The sequence below is a fragment of the Saccharothrix longispora genome (genome assembly GCF_030852425.1).
GTDB lineage: Bacteria > Actinomycetota > Actinomycetes > Mycobacteriales > Pseudonocardiaceae > Actinosynnema > Actinosynnema longispora.
Map to the genome: position 1 here is coordinate 441,748 of NZ_NSDM01000003.1, position 15,857 is coordinate 457,604.

The 15,857-nt window shown below is 72.1% G+C and carries 11 protein-coding genes; 2 read left to right on the forward strand and 9 right to left on the reverse strand.

What is annotated here, in order from left to right; translation table 11 throughout:
- The first annotated feature begins 93 nt into the window (after positions 1-93).
- Entirely contained in the window at positions 94-1,221 is a 1,128-nt protein-coding gene (locus CKY47_RS09920) for a YveK family protein (protein ID WP_306745391.1), read from the forward strand.
- Between the two features lies 1 nt (position 1,222).
- Positions 1,223-2,560 carry an O-antigen ligase family protein gene (locus tag CKY47_RS09925; protein WP_306745392.1) on the forward strand — a complete coding sequence of 446 codons (1,338 nt, stop codon included), beginning with the start codon at positions 1,223-1,225 and terminating at the stop codon, positions 2,558-2,560.
- Positions 2,561-2,688: 128 nt separating this feature from the next.
- On the opposite strand, the gene CKY47_RS09930 is transcribed toward CKY47_RS09925, so the two are convergent.
- The 9 genes from CKY47_RS09930 to CKY47_RS09970 form a co-directional block, all read right to left on the reverse strand.
- Positions 2,689-3,249, reverse strand: a complete 561-nt coding sequence (locus CKY47_RS09930; RefSeq protein WP_306745393.1) for an acyltransferase — start codon at positions 3,247-3,249, stop codon at positions 2,689-2,691.
- The gene (locus tag CKY47_RS09935; RefSeq protein ID WP_371320645.1) at positions 3,246-4,340 is read right to left on the reverse strand and encodes a DegT/DnrJ/EryC1/StrS family aminotransferase; all 1,095 of its coding nucleotides are present in this window, start codon (positions 4,338-4,340) and stop codon (positions 3,246-3,248) included. Before CKY47_RS09935 ends, CKY47_RS09930 begins: the two co-directional genes overlap by 4 nt.
- On the reverse strand, positions 4,337-4,996 hold the full coding sequence (locus CKY47_RS09940) for a NeuD/PglB/VioB family sugar acetyltransferase (RefSeq protein WP_306745394.1): 660 nt from the start codon (positions 4,994-4,996) through the stop codon (positions 4,337-4,339). Before CKY47_RS09940 ends, CKY47_RS09935 begins: the two co-directional genes overlap by 4 nt.
- On the reverse strand, positions 4,993-9,840 hold the full coding sequence (locus CKY47_RS09945; protein ID WP_306745395.1) for a DUF4082 domain-containing protein: 4,848 nt from the start codon (positions 9,838-9,840) through the stop codon (positions 4,993-4,995). The genes CKY47_RS09940 and CKY47_RS09945 overlap by 4 nt, the downstream gene beginning before the upstream one ends.
- Before the next feature lie 239 nt (positions 9,841-10,079).
- Positions 10,080-11,237: a DegT/DnrJ/EryC1/StrS family aminotransferase gene (locus tag CKY47_RS09950; RefSeq protein WP_306745396.1), complete on the reverse strand. Its 1,158-nt coding sequence runs from the start codon at positions 11,235-11,237 to the stop codon at positions 10,080-10,082.
- A complete protein-coding gene (locus tag CKY47_RS09955) occupies positions 11,234-12,235 on the reverse strand; it encodes an SDR family NAD(P)-dependent oxidoreductase (RefSeq protein ID WP_306745397.1) in 1,002 nt (333 codons plus the stop codon). Before CKY47_RS09955 ends, CKY47_RS09950 begins: the two co-directional genes overlap by 4 nt.
- Before the next feature lie 34 nt (positions 12,236-12,269).
- Positions 12,270-13,364 (reverse strand): Gfo/Idh/MocA family protein, encoded by a 1,095-nt coding sequence (locus CKY47_RS09960; RefSeq protein ID WP_306745398.1) that lies wholly within the window; start codon positions 13,362-13,364, stop codon positions 12,270-12,272.
- A gap of 1 nt (position 13,365) precedes the next feature.
- Positions 13,366-14,850 carry a sugar transferase gene (locus CKY47_RS09965; protein WP_306745399.1) on the reverse strand — a complete coding sequence of 495 codons (1,485 nt, stop codon included), beginning with the start codon at positions 14,848-14,850 and terminating at the stop codon, positions 13,366-13,368.
- A gap of 716 nt (positions 14,851-15,566) precedes the next feature.
- The gene (locus tag CKY47_RS09970; protein ID WP_306745400.1) at positions 15,567-15,788 is read right to left on the reverse strand and encodes an RNA-binding S4 domain-containing protein; all 222 of its coding nucleotides are present in this window, start codon (positions 15,786-15,788) and stop codon (positions 15,567-15,569) included.
- Between the last annotated feature and the right edge of the window lie 69 nt (positions 15,789-15,857).

Consider the following 15,857-nt stretch of genomic DNA (forward strand, 5'->3'; position numbering starts at 1 on the left):
GCGCGAGCCCAAATCCATCACCACCTGTAACGACAAGCCGCGAGTCGGCCGATTTCAGGGTAACAACACCTTGCGGACCTCTACGCGGGGTAAATGCGGATCGGGGAACGGATGGACTTCTGGGGCGCGCTGCGTGTGCTGCGGCGGCGGTGGTACATCGCCCTGCCGTCGGCGCTCCTGGCCGTGGGTCTGGCGGCGGGCGTGTTCGTGTCGATCCCGACCCGCTACGAGTCGACCGGTGTGATGGTGTTCACCTCGCCGGCGGCGGGTGGCACGTTCAACCAGAACGTCTCCCCCGAGGAAGCGGTGAAGATCAACCCGCTGCTGGCGTTCGACGGCAGCCTCTCGACCACGTCGCAGATCATCGCGCAGATCCTGGCCGACCCGAAGACGCGCGAGAACCTGGGCATCACCGAGGGCTCGACGGCGAACTTCACCGCCGCGGGCGGTGGGGTGAACGGCCCGTTCATGTTCGTGGTGACCGACGCGGAGTCCCCGGACGAGGCGGAGAAGCTCGTCACCACGGTGCTGACCTTCGCGCAGAAGGAGCTGGAGGACCAGCAGCGCAAGCTCAGCGCGCCGGAGTCGACGTTCATCACCTCGCAGGTGATCGTGAACCCGACGACGGCCGAGGCGCAGATCGGCGGCAAGGTCCGGTACGCGGGCGCGGCGTTCGTGCTGCTGATGCTGTTCACGTTGGCGGCGACGTTCGCCTCGGACAGCGTGATGGGCAAGCTCAAGCGTCGCCGCGAGGCCGAAGCGGAGGTCGACGACGAGGACGAGGGGTCGGAGGAGGCGTCCGCCGAACCGGGCGAACCGCGGTCGACCGGCGCGAAGCCGGCGGACTTCCGCCCCGACAACCCCCGCCCCCACGACGATCCCCCGCACGGCACCCCCAGGCCGCCGCTGAACGGCCGGCCGCGCCGCCCCGAACCGCCGCCGCAGCAGGGACCGGGGCACGGGCCCCAGACGGGCCAGCAGGGACCACCCCAGCAGGGACCGCAGCAGGGCCCGCCGCCGCGTCCGCCCGTGCGCAGGCCCCCCACGGCCAGCGAGCAGACGGTCAAGGTGCAGCCGCCGAAGCCCCAGCCCCCGAAGCCCCAGCCGACCGCGAGCGAGCGGACCGTGAAGATCGCCGCCGTGGGCACCCCGGACAACCCGAAGCCGCCGGGTGGCGCACCGGGCGTGCCCGGTTGGCCGACGCGCGAAGACTCACCGTGAGATGACCGCCCTCACCCGCGTGCGCCAACGCGCGGACGGCGCCACGCTCGTCTGCCTCTACCTGCTCGCCCTGCTGGTGGTGCCGGCCCGGCTGGTCCTGTCGTTCGTGCCGATGACGCTGCCGCCCGCCCTGGTGGTGGCGCTGCTGCTGGGCGTGCTGTGGTTGTCCGCGCAGATGGTCGACACGCTCGGCATCGGCAAGGGCCGCAACGCCCTGCGCACCGCCGTCGCGATCTACCTGGCCATGCACCTGGCCACGTACGCCGTCGCCACGCGCCGCTGGCTGCCCACCGACGAGCTGACCGTCGCGGACAGCAGCATGGTGCGGATCGTGGCGACCATCAGCGTGGCCATCTTCGCCTGCGACGCCGTCCGCACCCGTGAACGCCTGGACCGGGTGCTCAAGCTGGTGCTGGCCTGCTCGGGCATGATCGCGTTCGTCGGCCTGGTGCAGTTCGGCGCGGGCGTGGACCTCGCGTCGTACGTGAGCCTGCCCGGCCTGCGGGTGCAGGAGAACGCGTACTCGGCGATGGAGAGCCGGTCGATCTTCCGCCGGCCCACCGGCACCACGAACCACCCCATCGAGTTCGGCCTGGTGTGCGCGATGGCGGTGCCGCTGGGCGCGCACTACGTGTTCCACGCGCGCGACCACGGTGAGCCGCAGCTGCGCTGGTGGCTGTGCCTGGCGCTGGTGGGCCTGGGCGCGCTGACCGCCCTGTCGCGCACCGCGATCCTGGGCATGGCGGTGTCGGGCATCGTGCTGGTGGCCACGCTGCCGCGCAGGCGCAAGCTCACCGTGTCGGTGCTCGGCCTGGGCTTCTTCCTCGGCGCGAGCCTCGTCGTGCCGGGCCTGTTCGGCACGATCCGCGGGATGTTCGCCAACATCGAGGACGACCCGAGCGTGAAGGCCCGCACCGCCGACTACGAGGCGGCGGCGGACCAGATCGACCTGAACCCGCTGCTGGGCCGCGGGTTCGGCACGTTCCTGCCGACGAAGTACACGATCCTGGACAACCAGTTCCTGCTGACCCTGATCGAGAACGGCTACCTGGGGCTGTTCGCGCTGATCGGCATGTTCCTGGCGGCCTGCTACGCGACGTTCCGGACCCGTTTCCTGACCCGGGACGAAGGCCTGCGCGGCCTGGCGAGCTGCCTGCTGGCCGCGGTGCTGGTGGGCGGGATCGCGTCGGCGACGTTCGACCTGCTGAGCTTCGGCGTGGCGACCGGCATGGTGTTCACCATGATCGGCCTGTCCGGCGCGGCCCTGCGCATCGCCCAGGCGGAGCGGGCCGGGGACGACCCCGTCGGCGGCGCGGACGGCAGGCCGTTCCTCGCGTGAACCGGGGCAAGGGCCGGTGCCCGGGCGCACCGCGACCGGGCACCGGCCACCCCCGGTCGGCAGGTGCACGCCGAGTGGGCCGCCCACCACCCCGGGTGCGGCGCGGTCTTCGCGCCGACCCGGCGCGTTCAGGGGGCGGTGACGAGCCCCTTGGCGCCCTCGACGTGCCGGGTGCCGCAGTCCGGGCACGCGAGCGAGGCGTCCAGGCGTCGACCGCAGGCGCACACCCACCCCTTGTGGCGGGCCGGGTTGCCCGCGACGAACGCGTGCGCCGGCACGTCCTTCGTCACCACGGACCCTGCGGCGGCGAAGGCGTGCTCGCCGACCTCCACGCCGCACACCACGACGGTGCCCGCGCCGAGCGTCGCGCCGCGGCGCACCAGCGTGGTCAGCAGCTCGTCACCGCCGCGCTTGATCGCCGCACGGGGGCGCAGGTCGTTGGTGAACAGAACGTTGGGTCCGAGGAACACCTCGTCCTCGCACGTCACGCCGTCGAACACCAGCGTCCCGTTCTTCACCGTCACCCGGTCGCCCAGCACCGCTCGGCCCTCCACGAAAGCGCCGTCGCAGATGTTGCAGTCGCGGCCGACGCGGGCGCCCGGCAGCACGTGCGCGAACGCCCACACGCGCGTGCCGTCGCCCACGTCGTCGCTCTCGCACAACCCCTTCGGGTGAACGAAGACGCTCACTTCACGGCCTCCGCCAACGCCTCGACGACCCGCTCCTGCTGGGCGGCCGTGATCTCCGGGAACAGCGGCAGCGACAGGATCTCCCCCGCCACGGCCTCGGCCACCGGGAAGTCGCCGGACGCGTGGCCCAGGCCGGCGAACGCGCCGGTCAGGTGGACCGGGGTCGGGTAGTGGATGCCCGCGCCGACGCCGGCCGCGTGCAGGGCCTTGAGGACGCGGTCCCGCTCGGCGACGCGCACCACGTACAGGTGCCACACGGGCAGGTTGCCCTCCAGCACGACCGGCGGCGTGACACCGTCCACACCGGACAGCAGCGCGGCGTACCGGTCGGCGGCGGCGCGGCGGGCGTCGTTCCAGCCCTCCAGGCGGCGCAGCTTCGCGGAGAGCACCACGGCCTGGAGCGTGTCCAGGCGGCTGTTGAAGCCCAGCACGGGGTGCTCGTACTTGCGCGGCGACCCGTGCCGGCCGAGCAGCCGCACGGCGGTCGCGAGCTCCTCGGAGGAGGTGAGCACCGCGCCGCCGTCGCCGTACGCGCCGAGGTTCTTGCCCGGGTAGAAGCTGGTCGCCGCCAGGTCGCCCAGACCGCCCACGGGCACGTCGTGCCGCCGCGCGCCCTGCGCCTGCGCCGCGTCCTCGACGATCGGCACGCCGAACCGCTTCAGCTCCTCGACCGCGGCGGCCTGCCCGTAGAGGTGCACCGGCAGCAGTGCCCTGGTGCGCGGCGACAGGGCGGCGGCCACCAGCGAGGTGTCGATGAGGCCGGTGTCGGCCACGCAGTCCACCGGCACCGGCGTCGCGCCGGTCCGGGCCACCGCCTCGGCGGTGGCGATGAACGTGTTGGCGGGCACCACGCACTCGTCCCCCGGTCCCACGCCGAGGGCGCGCAGCGCGAACTCCAGGGCGTCGGTGCCGTTGCCGACGCCGACGCAGTGCTCGACGCCCTGGTAGGCGGCGAATTCCGCCTCGAACTCCGCGACCTGGCGACCGTCGACGAACGCGGTGGTCTCGAGGACCTCCGCCCAGCCCTCGGCGACCTCGTCGGCGACCTGCTCGTGCTGGGCACGCAGGTCCACCAGCGGGATGTCGATCACGAACCGTTCCCCTCTCGCAGCCGCCGGGCGGGGTTCCCCGCCCAGACCTCACCCGCGGGCACGTCCGTGAGCACCACCGAGCCCATGCCCACCACCGCGCCCGCACCGATCGACACGCCTTCCCGGACCGCCGAGCCCTGTCCGAGGTAGGCGCACTCCCCCACCCGCACCGACCCGCCCAGCGACGCGCGGCCGGCGAACGTGACGCCGTCGCCCACCTCGTCGTCGTGCGTGACCAGCACGTGCGGCATGGCGACGACGTGCGCCCCCAGGCGCAGCGGCGTCGTCACCACCGCTCCGGCCAGCAGGACCGTCCCCGGTCCCACCACCGCGCCGGCGGCCACGGAGGCCGCCGGGTGCACCACGGACGCGTACCGGTCCTCCGGCAGGCCGAGCCGGGCCACCACGCCCAGCCGGCCGCGGGGCCGGTGCGCGTTGGCCACGCACACCAGCACCGCCGCGTCGGTCCTCTCGTGCACCAGGTCCGTCCCGCCGAGCACCGGCAGGCCGTCCAGGTCCGCGCCGTGGCGCGCCGGGTCGTCGTCCAGCGCGCCGACGGGGCGCCACCGCTCGGGGAGGAGGCGGACGGCCGCGAGCACCTCGCGGGCCAGTCCGCCCCCGCCCACCAGCAGCAGTGGCCGGGGTACCGCGCTCATCCGGTGGTGAACACGACGTCGACCCAGTAGTTGGCGCCCGCGTAGGACTGCTCCGGGAAGCCCGAGCCGGCCTTGAAGAGCCCGTTCGGGACGCCTTCCGCGGTCGCGGGCGCGCTCAGCGGCGGCGCCGTCACCGAGTGGCCCATGAAGTACCCGGTGTCGACCGAGTAGTGGCCGTTCGGCGCGGTGTAGGACGCCACGTAGCTCGTGCCCGCGTTGACCAGGACCGGTTGGGCGAACACCAGCGTCTGCCAGCCGGTGGCGGTCTCGTCGACGAACGTCCCGGTCGCCATCACCTGGCCGGTGGCCGACCACAGCGTGCCGGTGTGGGTGCCGGTGTTGCCCGCGCCCTTGTAGAACCGGATGCCGGTGACCTGGCCGTTGGCCGAGGGCACGAACCGCACGCCCAGCTCGTAGGCGTCGCCCTCGTCGGCCGACTGGACCGTCGGCACGGTGGCCGCGCTGAACAGCGAGCACGGGCAGTCGCCCGCGGTCGTCGTGGTGAACGACCAGGTGGCCGGCACGGTCATGGCGTTCCCGTAGACGTCCGCGACGCGCAGGCTCGCCGTGTACGTCGTGCCGCCGCCCAGGGGCGCGGCCGGGGTCCACGTGACCTGCTGCTGGTTCGCCGACAGGGTCAGCGCGCCCGCGAGCTTCGCGCCGCCGGAGTCGACCAGGGTGAACTGCGCCGAGCCGAGGTCGACCGGTTCGTCGAACGTGGCGGTCAGCGGCGCGGTGCGGGACACGCCGGTGGCGCCGTCGAGCGGCGTGCGCCCGTTGACGACCGGCGGCGTGTTGTCGGCGTTGGGCAGGTAGACCACGTCGACCCAGTAGTTGCCGCCCGCGTAGGAGTTCGTCGGGTGGCCGGTGCCCGCGCGGAAGACGCCGTTGCCGCCGTCGCCCGAGGCCGGGGCGCTCAGCGGCCCGGAGGCCACCGAGTACCCGCTGAAGTACCCGGCGTCGACCGAGTACCTGCCGGTGGTCGTGGTGTACGACGCGGTGTAGGTGACGCCGGCCGACACGTGGACCGGTGCGGCGAAGACCAGCGTCTGCCAGCCGCCCGCCGTCTCGTTCTGGAACGTGCCGGTCGCCAGCACCTGGCCGGTGGCCGACCACAGCGTGCCGGTGTGGGTGCCGGTGTTGCCCGCGCCCTTGTAGAACTTCACGCCGGTGATCTGGCCGCCCGCGGTCGGCGTGAACCGGACGCCCAGCTCGTAGGTGCCGCTGTCGGCCGCCGCCGGGATGGTCGGCGTGGTCGCCCCGCTGAACAGCGAGCACGGGCAGATCACGGTCGGCGACGTGGTGAACGACCACGTCACCGGGTCCGGCAGCGGGTTGCCGTTGGCGTCGGCGATCAGCACGCTCGCCGTGTAGCGGGTGTTCGGGACGAGCTTCGCCGACGGCGTCCAGGTGACGGTCCTCTGGTCGCCCGACAGCGACAGCGAGCCGGTGAGCTTCGCGCCGCGCGGGTCGGTCAGGAAGATCTGGGCGGACGCCGGGTCGAGGGCCTCGTTGAACGACGCGGTGAGCGGGGTCGTCGCGGCCACGCCCGTGGCGTCGACGGCAGGGGAGCGGTCGGTCATCACCGGCGGGGTGGTGTCGCCGTTGAGGCCGTTGCGGTAGACGACGTCGACCCAGTAGTTCGTCGCGTTGTAGGTCGACTCCGGGAACCCGCCGCCCGCGCCGTAGCGGTAGACGCCGTTGGGGCCGTCCACGCCGTCGGCGAGCGCGCGCAGGCCCGCGTGGCCCGCGCCTGCGCCGGCGAACCCGCCGGGCGTGACCGAGTAGCGGCCGTTGGGCGCGTAGTACGACACGACGTAGGTGGTGTTCGCCTGCACCTGGACCGGCGAGGCGAAGGTCAGCTTCTGCCAGCCGGCGGCCGTCTCGTCCTGGAACGTGCCGGTGGCCATGATCAGACCGGTGGACGACCACAGGGTGCCGGTGTGCGTGCCGGTGTTGCCCGCGCCCTTGAAGAAGCGGATGCCCAGCACCTCGCCCTTGCCGTTGAAGCGGACCTTGGTGCCCACCTCGATGGGCGTGGTGTCGTCGGCCGTGTAGGTGGTGGGCCGGGCGAAGTCGTCCCACACCGTGCACGGGCACGTGGTCGGCCGCGGCGAGCCGGTGGTGAACGTCCAGGTCGTCTGCACGGTCTGGTTGCCCGCCGCGTCCCGGACGCGCAGCGCCGCGGTGTAGGCGGTGTTCGGGGCCAGCGCCTGGGCGGGCGTGAACGTGACCGTCTTGCCCTCGCCCGACAGCGCGGTCGAACCGGACACCGCGCCGCCCGGGCCGGTGACCGTGAACTGCGCGGAACCGGGTGCGACGACCTCGTCGTAGGTGCCGGAGACGGCCGGGGTGAGCGACACCGTGCCCTCGCCGTTCAGCGGGGCGTTCGACACCAGCAGCGGTGCGCGCAGGTCGGGGCCGGGGTCCGGCGCCCACACCACGTCGACCCAGTAGTTGCTGCCCCAGTGGGACTGCGTCGGGAAGCCCGTCGAGCCGAACCGGAACAGGCCGTTGACGCCGTCGACGCCGTTCCGGAGGCCGGTCAGCGGCTCCAGGTAGCGCTGCTCCTGGAGGAAGTACTCCAGGTCGTAGGAGTAGTGCCCCTTGGGCGCGAAGTAGGACACGACGTAGGTGGTGCCGCCGGTCACCGCGACGGGTTGCGCGAAGACCAGCGTCTGCCAGCCGGTGGCGGTCTCGTCGACGAACGTCCCGGTCGCCATCACCTGGCCGGTGGCCGACCACAGCGTGCCGGTGTGGGTGCCGGTGTTGCCGGGTCCCTTGTAGAACTTCACGCCGCGCACGTAGCCGTCGCTGTTCGCGCGCCACTTCACGCCCAGTTCCAGCGGTGACGGGTCGCCGCTGTCGACGGTGTCCGGCACGTCGTCGTTCGTGAACAACCCGCACGGGCAGGTGCGCGCGTTGACGCCCGGCGTGGCCACGACGGGGTTCGACAGGTTCGCCGAGTCGTCCACCGCGCGGACCCGCAGGCTCGCCGGACCGGACCGGCTCGGCACGTAGGTGTAGCTCCACGAGGTCTGCCCGGCCTGCCACACCGCCGGGTGCCAGCGGGTGCCGCCGTCGGTGGACACCTCGACGCCGCCGACCTGGCCGCCGCCGTTGTCGGTGACCGTGCCGGAGAACGTGTACGCCGTGCCGACCGACGACACCGGCGGGACGGAGGTGAACGACACCGCGGGCGCGGCGGTGTCACCGCTGGCGGTCGCCTGCACCAGGCCCGACTGGAGGGTGGTCGCCCGCACGCCCATGTCGGCCAGGAAGTTGACCGTGGCCTGCTTCATCCGGATGTCGGACGTCGGCGTGTTGGTGAGGAACGCGTGCTCGTCGTCCACGCCCCACGCCCACTGCACCGTGCCCGCGCCGAACACGAGCGCGCCGCTGGGGTGCCTGTAGTAGGTGATGGCGTGGGTCTTGGTGTCCGGGGTGTAGAGGTCGCCGTGGTTCTGGAGCACGTACGGGCCGTCGTCCATGGTGACCGTGGTGCGCGAGAGCTGCGCGACGCCGGGCGGCTGGAAGCCGTTGTCCTCCACCGAGTTCCACTCGTAGCCGAGGGTGCCCGGCTGGAAGGTGTAGGTGGAGCCCGCGCTCATGCTCTGCAGGGACGTGTGCCGCCACAGCCGCATCTTGCCGTACGCGGCCGGCACCTGGAGGGAGTCCTCGCGGCGGCCGTTGACCGTGAAGATGTTGCCGAGCAGGGCGTTCTCGGGCCGTCCGCCGTCCTGCGGCGGGCTGTAGCGCGGGTCGCGCCAGGTGCCGGTCCAGTCGGCCAGGTTGTCGTTCTGGGTGCCCTTGGTCTCCTTGTAGCAGGCCATGGTGCGCCAGTCGGTCTGCGAGGAGTCGATGGACTTCTCCCACCGGTGCTTCCAGAAGATCTCGTTGCCGGTGAGGAACGCCATGTGCACGCCGGCGTCGCGGGCCGCCTCGACGTTGGCGCGCTGCTCGTTGGACCAGTACTCGTCGTGGCCGACGGCCATGAACACCTCGTGGTTCTTGATGAGGTGCCCGCGGCGCGCCGAGTCGACGTCGGTGGTGTAGCTGACGTCGTACCCGTTGGCCTCCATGAAGCGCAGCATCGGGTACTCGGCGTTGAAGATGAAGTTGTCGTCGCCGTCGCCGCCGGTGTACGGGCGGTTGTAGCTCACCTTGTACGCCTGGCCGCCCTGACCGGGGCCGTCGCCGAAGTACAGGCTGTTGCCGCCGTAGCGGTTGTAGGCCACCCAGGTGGAGTCCGAGGTCTGGAACAGGACCTCGGAGGTGCTGGAGTCGTCGCGGACGACGAACACGATCTCGTTCTCCGCGCCGGTGTCCCCGCGGTGCGCCCGCGCGTAGTACAGGCCGGAGACGGCGTCGGCCGGCACGTTCCAGCTCAGCGACGTCTGCCAGTTGCCGCAGTCGATCAGCGCGCTGCCGTCCGTGCCGCGCAGGCACGGGTCCTGGTTCTGCGGGGTGTTCCGGGTGATGCGCTCCTTGAAGTGCGCGCCGACGCCCTGGTACCAGCCGAGCCGGTAGATGTCGATGTAGTAGGACGACGCGCTCGTCAGCATCTTGAAGTCGACCCTGCCGCCGGGGTTGACGCTGATGTCCGTGGTGAACCCGAGGATGCCGTCGTCGCGGTAGTTCACCTGCCAGTCCGGGGTGCCCGTCCTGGTGTTCTCGCAAGCCACCTTGTTCACGACCGGCGCGTCGCACGGCGCGGCGGCGGCCTCGGGCGCGCGCAGCACCGAGACGACGACCACCGTCGACACCACGAGGGCGGTCACCACCAGTAGTCGCAGCAGGTGCACCGCAAGCGCGGGTCTCGCCCGCGTCGCATCGGCGGTCATGGGGGTTCACCTTTCGAACAAAGCGGCCCGATCACCGGGGGTGATCGCATCGGCACTACATCGACCAGCGGAGCGCTGTTGCTCCGATCGTCGCGGGAGTCGCGGTACGCGTTACACCACAAGGGAAGTGGACGCACCACCGCTCACCCGACCGCCACGGCGAGCGGTGACCGGGAGTAGCCACTGTGCGACACAACCCGTCCGCGGGCGCCCGCGGACGGGGATGTCGTCGGATCCTGCTAGCGCGACACCGGCGACAGGGACAGCGCCGCGTGGAGCTCCTCGACCACGGTGTCCTGCTGGGCGGCCGTCAGGTCGTGGTAGAGCGGGAGGATCAGCGACCTGCCGGTGAACACCTCCGTCACCGGCAGGTCGACGTGCGGGTGTCCCGCGTACGCGGGTTCCAGGTGGGCGGCCATGATCCCGCGGCGTGCCGACACCCCCCGTGCGGCGAGCCTGGCCAGGACCTCGTTGCGCTGCTCCGGTGTCGTCCCCTCGGGCAGCATCACCCAGAACGACTGGTAGTTGGTGGTCCCGTGCTCCGGGTCGCGCACCGCGCGCAGGCCCGACTGCTCGCCGAACACCTCGGCGAGCAGCTCGTGGTAGCGCGCCGCCAGCTCCCGCCGCCGCCGCACGATCGCGTCCAGCTTGGTCAGCTGCACCAGGCCGACGGCGGCCTGGATGTCCGTCATGCGGTAGTTGAACGCGGTCTCCAGGTAGCTCTCGACGACCGCCTTGCCCCCGGAGTGCCGCTCCGCCGCGCTCACGCTCATGCCGTGCTCGCGCAACCGCCTGCCCCGCACCGCCCAGTCCTCGCGGTTCGTGGTGAGCATGCCGCCCTCGCCGGTGGTGATCAGCTTGCGCGGGTGGAACGACCAGGCGGCCAACGCCGCGTCCGCGCCGACCGGCACGCCGCGGTAGGTGGACCCGGCCGCGCAGGCCGCGTCCTCGACCACGGTGATGCCACGCGGGTCGCACAGGGCGCGCAGCGCCTCCACGTCCGCGGGCACTCCCGCCTGGTGCACCAGGATCACGGCCTTGGTGCGCTCGGTGAGCACCGGCCCGACGGTGGCCGCCGACAGGTTGCCGGTCTCCTCCTCCACGTCGGCGAACACCGGCGTGCCGCCGCAGTAGCGGACCGCGTTCGCGGTGGCGATGAACGACAGCGACGGCACGACGACCTCGTCGCCGGGACCGACGTCGAGCAGGTGCAGCGCCACGTGCAGCCCGGTGGTGCACGAGGACAGCGCGACGGCGTGCAGCACGGCTACCCGGCGGGCGAACGCGTCCTCGAACGCGGCCACCTTCGGGCCCTGCGCGACCCAGCCGGAGAGCACGGCCGCCGCCGCGGCGTCCGCCTCCTCCTGGCCGAGCCAGGGCTTCATGACGGGGATCACCGGACCGCCTCGGCGGCCTCGTCACCGAGGCCGACCCACCAGCGGACCAGCCCGCGCAGGCCGTCGACGAGGCCGATCTCCGGCTTCCAGCCCAGGTCGCGGGCTGCGGCGGAGATGTCGGCCAGGCGGCGCGTGACGCCGTTGACCGCGCGCTCCGGGCCGTGCTCCAGGGGCAGGTCGGAGTCCATCGCGGCCAGCAGCGCCCGCGCCAACTCCTTGAGGCTGGTCTCCTGGGCACTCGCGATGTTGTAGACGGTGTCGGTGACGGGCGCCTTGGCGGCGAGCACGTTCGCGCGGGCGATGTCGTGCACGTGGACGAAATCCATGGTCTGCGCGCCGTCGCCGAAGATCAGCGGCGGCTCGCCGCCGGCGATGCGCTCCATCCAGCGGATCAGCACCTCGGTGTACTTGCCGTGGGCGTCCATGCGCGGGCCGTAGACGTTGAAGTAGCGCAGCGCCACGTAGTCCAGGTCGTACATGGCCTTGAAGCTGCGCAGCATGCCCTCGTTGAACGCCTTGGCCGCGCCGTAGAACGTGTCGTTGTTGTACGGGTGGTGCCGCTCGGTGGTCGGGAACTGCTCGGCCAGGCCGTAGACCGACGCGGACGAGGAGGCGATCACCTTCTTCACGCCCGCCGCGGCCGCGGCCTCGATCACCGTGAACGTGCCGTCGACCAGTGCCTCCAGCGCCAGCCGGGGCTCCTCCGCGCACTGCGTGATGCGGATGGCGGCGAGGTGGAACACCAGGTCGGTGCCCTGGCTCAGCCGGCCGACCAGGTCTCGGTCGTTGATGTCGCCGTCGACGACGGTGAGCCGGTCGCCCGCGGCGGCGGTGGCGTCGGACAGGTTCTCCCGGCGACCGCGGACGAAGTTGTCGAGAACGACCACCTCGGCGGCCCCGGCGGCGAGCAACTGGTCGACCACCGCGGAGCCGATGGTGCCCGCCCCTCCGGTGACGAGGGCCCGCTGCCCGCTGATCGGCTGAGCCGCTTCCGACATGGTGCTTGTTCCTTCCGGGTTCTGTGACGGGTGGTCAGACGGCCGCGAGGCGGCCGGTGGTCCGGTCGACGGCGACGAACTCGCCGCCGGCGGCGAGGCTGGCGGAGGCCGCTTCGAGGGTGGCCAGCACCCGCAGGCCGGACCAGCCGTCGGTGAGCGGTGCGCGCTTCTCCGCGATCGAGGCCGCGAACTCGGCCATGACGCCGCGCAGCGCCTCCTTCTCCGGCAGCGCGGGCGCGACGGTGTCGCCCCGGCGGTAGGAGATGATCGCCTGGCGGCGGTCCTCGTCGCTCTCGATGCGGTCCGCGCCCCGGTCGTGCACGGAGACGCGCTGCACGGCGTTGAGGTCGTCCCAGACGATGGTGCGGCGGGAGCCGCCGACGATCATGGTGCGGATCTTGGTGGGCGACAGCCAGTTCACGTGCACGTGGGCCAGCACGCCGTCGGACAGCTCGAGCGTGAGGTGGCCGACGCACGCGCGGCCGGCGCCGATCGGGTCCGAGCCGTGCGCCGAGACGCGGGTGACGCGCACGTCCTCCGGCAGGATCGCGTCGAAGATCGACAGGTCGTGCGGCGCGAGGTCCCAGAACACGTCCACGTCGGGCTGCACGAGGCCGAGGTTGATGCGCACCGAGTCGAGGTACTGCACGGTGCCGATCTCGCCGCTGCGCACCAGTTGCCGCAGGTGCCGGACGGCCGGCGTGTAGACGAAGGTGTGGTCGAGCATCAGGGTCAGGCCCCGGTCCTCGGCCTCGCGGACCAGTTCCAGGCCCTCGGCGTAGCTCGCCGCCAGCGGCTTCTCCACCAGCACGTGCTTGCCGGCGCGCAGCGCGGCCAGGGCGACGGGCAGGTGGGTGGCCGCGGGGGTGGCGATGGCCACCGCGTCGACCGCCGGGTCGGCCAGCACGTCGTCGAGCGAACCCGATACCCGGACCGTCGAGTAGTCGCCCAGCACTCGGCGGGCGCGTTCGGTGTCCAGGTCGCACAGGTAGCGCAGCGTGAAGCCCGCGGTGGCCTGGGCGTTGCGCACCAGGTTCGGGCCCCAGTAGCCGGCGCCGATGACGGCGATGCCGATCGGCTGGTCCATCTCGTTCCCCATTCCCTCGGCCACCATTCCCTCGGCCACCATCTCAGTAGGCTCCCTGACCGCCGAAGACGGCGCGGAAGGTCTTCCACAGGATCAACGCGTCCAGGGCGAGCGACCAGTCCTCCACGTAGCGCAGGTCGAGCCGCACCGACTCCTCCCACGACAGGTCACTGCGGCCGGAGACCTGCCACAGACCCGTCAGGCCCGGCTTGACCAGCAGCCGGCGGCGCATGTCGGGGCCGTACCTGGCGCTCTCCTCGGGCAGCGGTGGACGGGGGCCGACCAGGGACATCGAGCCGGTGAGCACGTTGAACAGCTGCGGCAGCTCGTCCACCGAGTACCGCCGCAGGACGCGGCCGACCGCGGTGACGCGGGGGTCGCGCCTCATCTTGAACAGCACGCCCGCGCCCTCGTTGACCGAACGGAGCTCGGCGCGCAGGGCGTCGGCGTCGGTGATCATCGTGCGGAACTTCAGGATCGTGAAGTGCTCGCCGTCCTTGCCGACGCGGCGCTGCTTGTAGAGCACCGGGCCGCGGGTGTCGACCATGATCGCCACGGCGGTGGCCAGCAGCACCGGCGCGAGCAGCGCCAGCAGGAGGAACGCGCCGATCTTGTCCACGGTGGCCTTGACCATCCGGCGGGCGCCGGTGAACGACGGCTCGGAGACCCGCAGCAGCGGCATGCCGAGCACGCCGGTGACGTGCAGGCGCGGGCCGGCGAAGTCCATCAGGGCCGGTGCGACGACCATCTCGGTGCCGGTGCCCTCCAGGTCCCAGGCCAACTGCTGGAGCCGGCGGGGCGTCCAGTAGGCGTCCGGGGTGACCGCGACGACGCGGTAGCCGCCGCGGCGGACCTGCTCGGCCAGTTCGGAGAACCGGCCGACGACGGGGGTGCCCTCCAACTCGACGCCGATCTCGGCGCGGCCGTCCACTGTGCACACGGCGTCCACGCGCCAGCCCAGGTGGGGCGCGCGGCGGGTGCGCGAGATCAGGTCCTTGACGGTGTCGACGTTGCCCGCGGCGAGCACCGGCAGCAGGCAGCGGCCCTCGCCGCGGGCGCGGTGCAGCGGGCGGCGCAGGGCGTAGCGGACCGGGAACGCCACCAGCGCGATCGCCGGTCCGACGAGGAACACCCACAGGCGGGCGCCGGGCAGCCCGGCCGCGAGCGCACCCAGCCCCAGCGCGACGACGGAGCCGAACAGGCCGCGGCCCAGGCGGCGGAACTCCTCCGCGCCCTGGCCCAGCACGGTGGTGTTCCAGACCCGGTTGAGGAACAGCGAGCCGACGACGACCGCGATCGTGACCGCCTCCAGGGCGATCAGCGGGAGCGGGGCGAAGGTGGCGTGGTAGTGGGACAGCACGGCGCCCGCCAGCACGACGACCAGCACGGTGCACAGGACGTCGGCGGCGATCACGCCGTAGCGGTAGGCGGGCTCCCAACCGCTGACGGTGGGATGGGTGGTGCGGTTCGTGGTGGTGCCGACCCGCACGACCGGTCTCGGTCGCGTGGGCTGGACCTGCTCGCTCATCGTGGTACTCCCCCGGTTGGGCCGGTTCGGACGTGCACGCTCGCAGGGCATCCCCGACGGACCCGCGTGTGGTGTACGGCAAATGTGCGCTCGGCGATTTTTCGCCTCGGCAAACCGTGATTCGTCTTGGCCCCGGCGTGCGTTACACACACGGTGAGCATGGGCCGACTGCTCATTCCACAGTGCGACACACGGCGCACACTCAGCAGTGTCACGGCGTGACTTCGAGTTACTGTCCGCCGTTCGGGAAAAGGCTTCCCGGAACGAGGTGCCGCCGCGGTCCACAGTGGCCGACGCCGCGCCTGACGCGAGCGGCCACCATCATCGACAGACGGCCCCGTTCCGTTACAGGGGCTCCTCGGCGACCTCCGCACAGCGACCGGAATGTGTTCGAAAGGGGCCTTCCGACCACGTGTCGGGACCGCATCGTGGCGGTTGGCGATCACCCATTCACAGAGCGGAAGCAGCTATTCGGCGCAACGGCTTCCCCACTTCTGGTGACGACCGGAAGTAATTCCCACCCGGGCGGACGCTCAAGGTGACGGACGCCACTTCGCGCGCCACAGGATCATGCGATCACCCGCGTGAGGGATGTGCGCACGCCATTCCCCGATCGGGCACCCCCGCCGCGGGACGCGAGTGAGCGTCGGTCCACCCCGTCCGGGAACCTCCGCCGGGACGGGGCGGAACGGCACGACCGCGGCGGTCGCTCCGACCTACCGGTTGGCCACGAGGCGGACCTTCTCGCCGCCCACGGCCACCACGTCGCCGTCCCCGAGCTGCGCGCCGCGGCGGTTCTCGACCCTGCCGTTCACCGTGACCTCACCGGATTCGACCAGGTCACGGGCGTGCGCACCGTTGTCCGCCAGGTCCGCCAGCTTGAGGAACTGCCCCAACCTGATCATGTCGTCGGAGATCTCGACCTCGCGGATGCGCATGGTCCCATCATCCCCCAGGGCGCACGTGCGCCCGCACGTGCACCGGTTAACGAGGATTGCACGGACTCG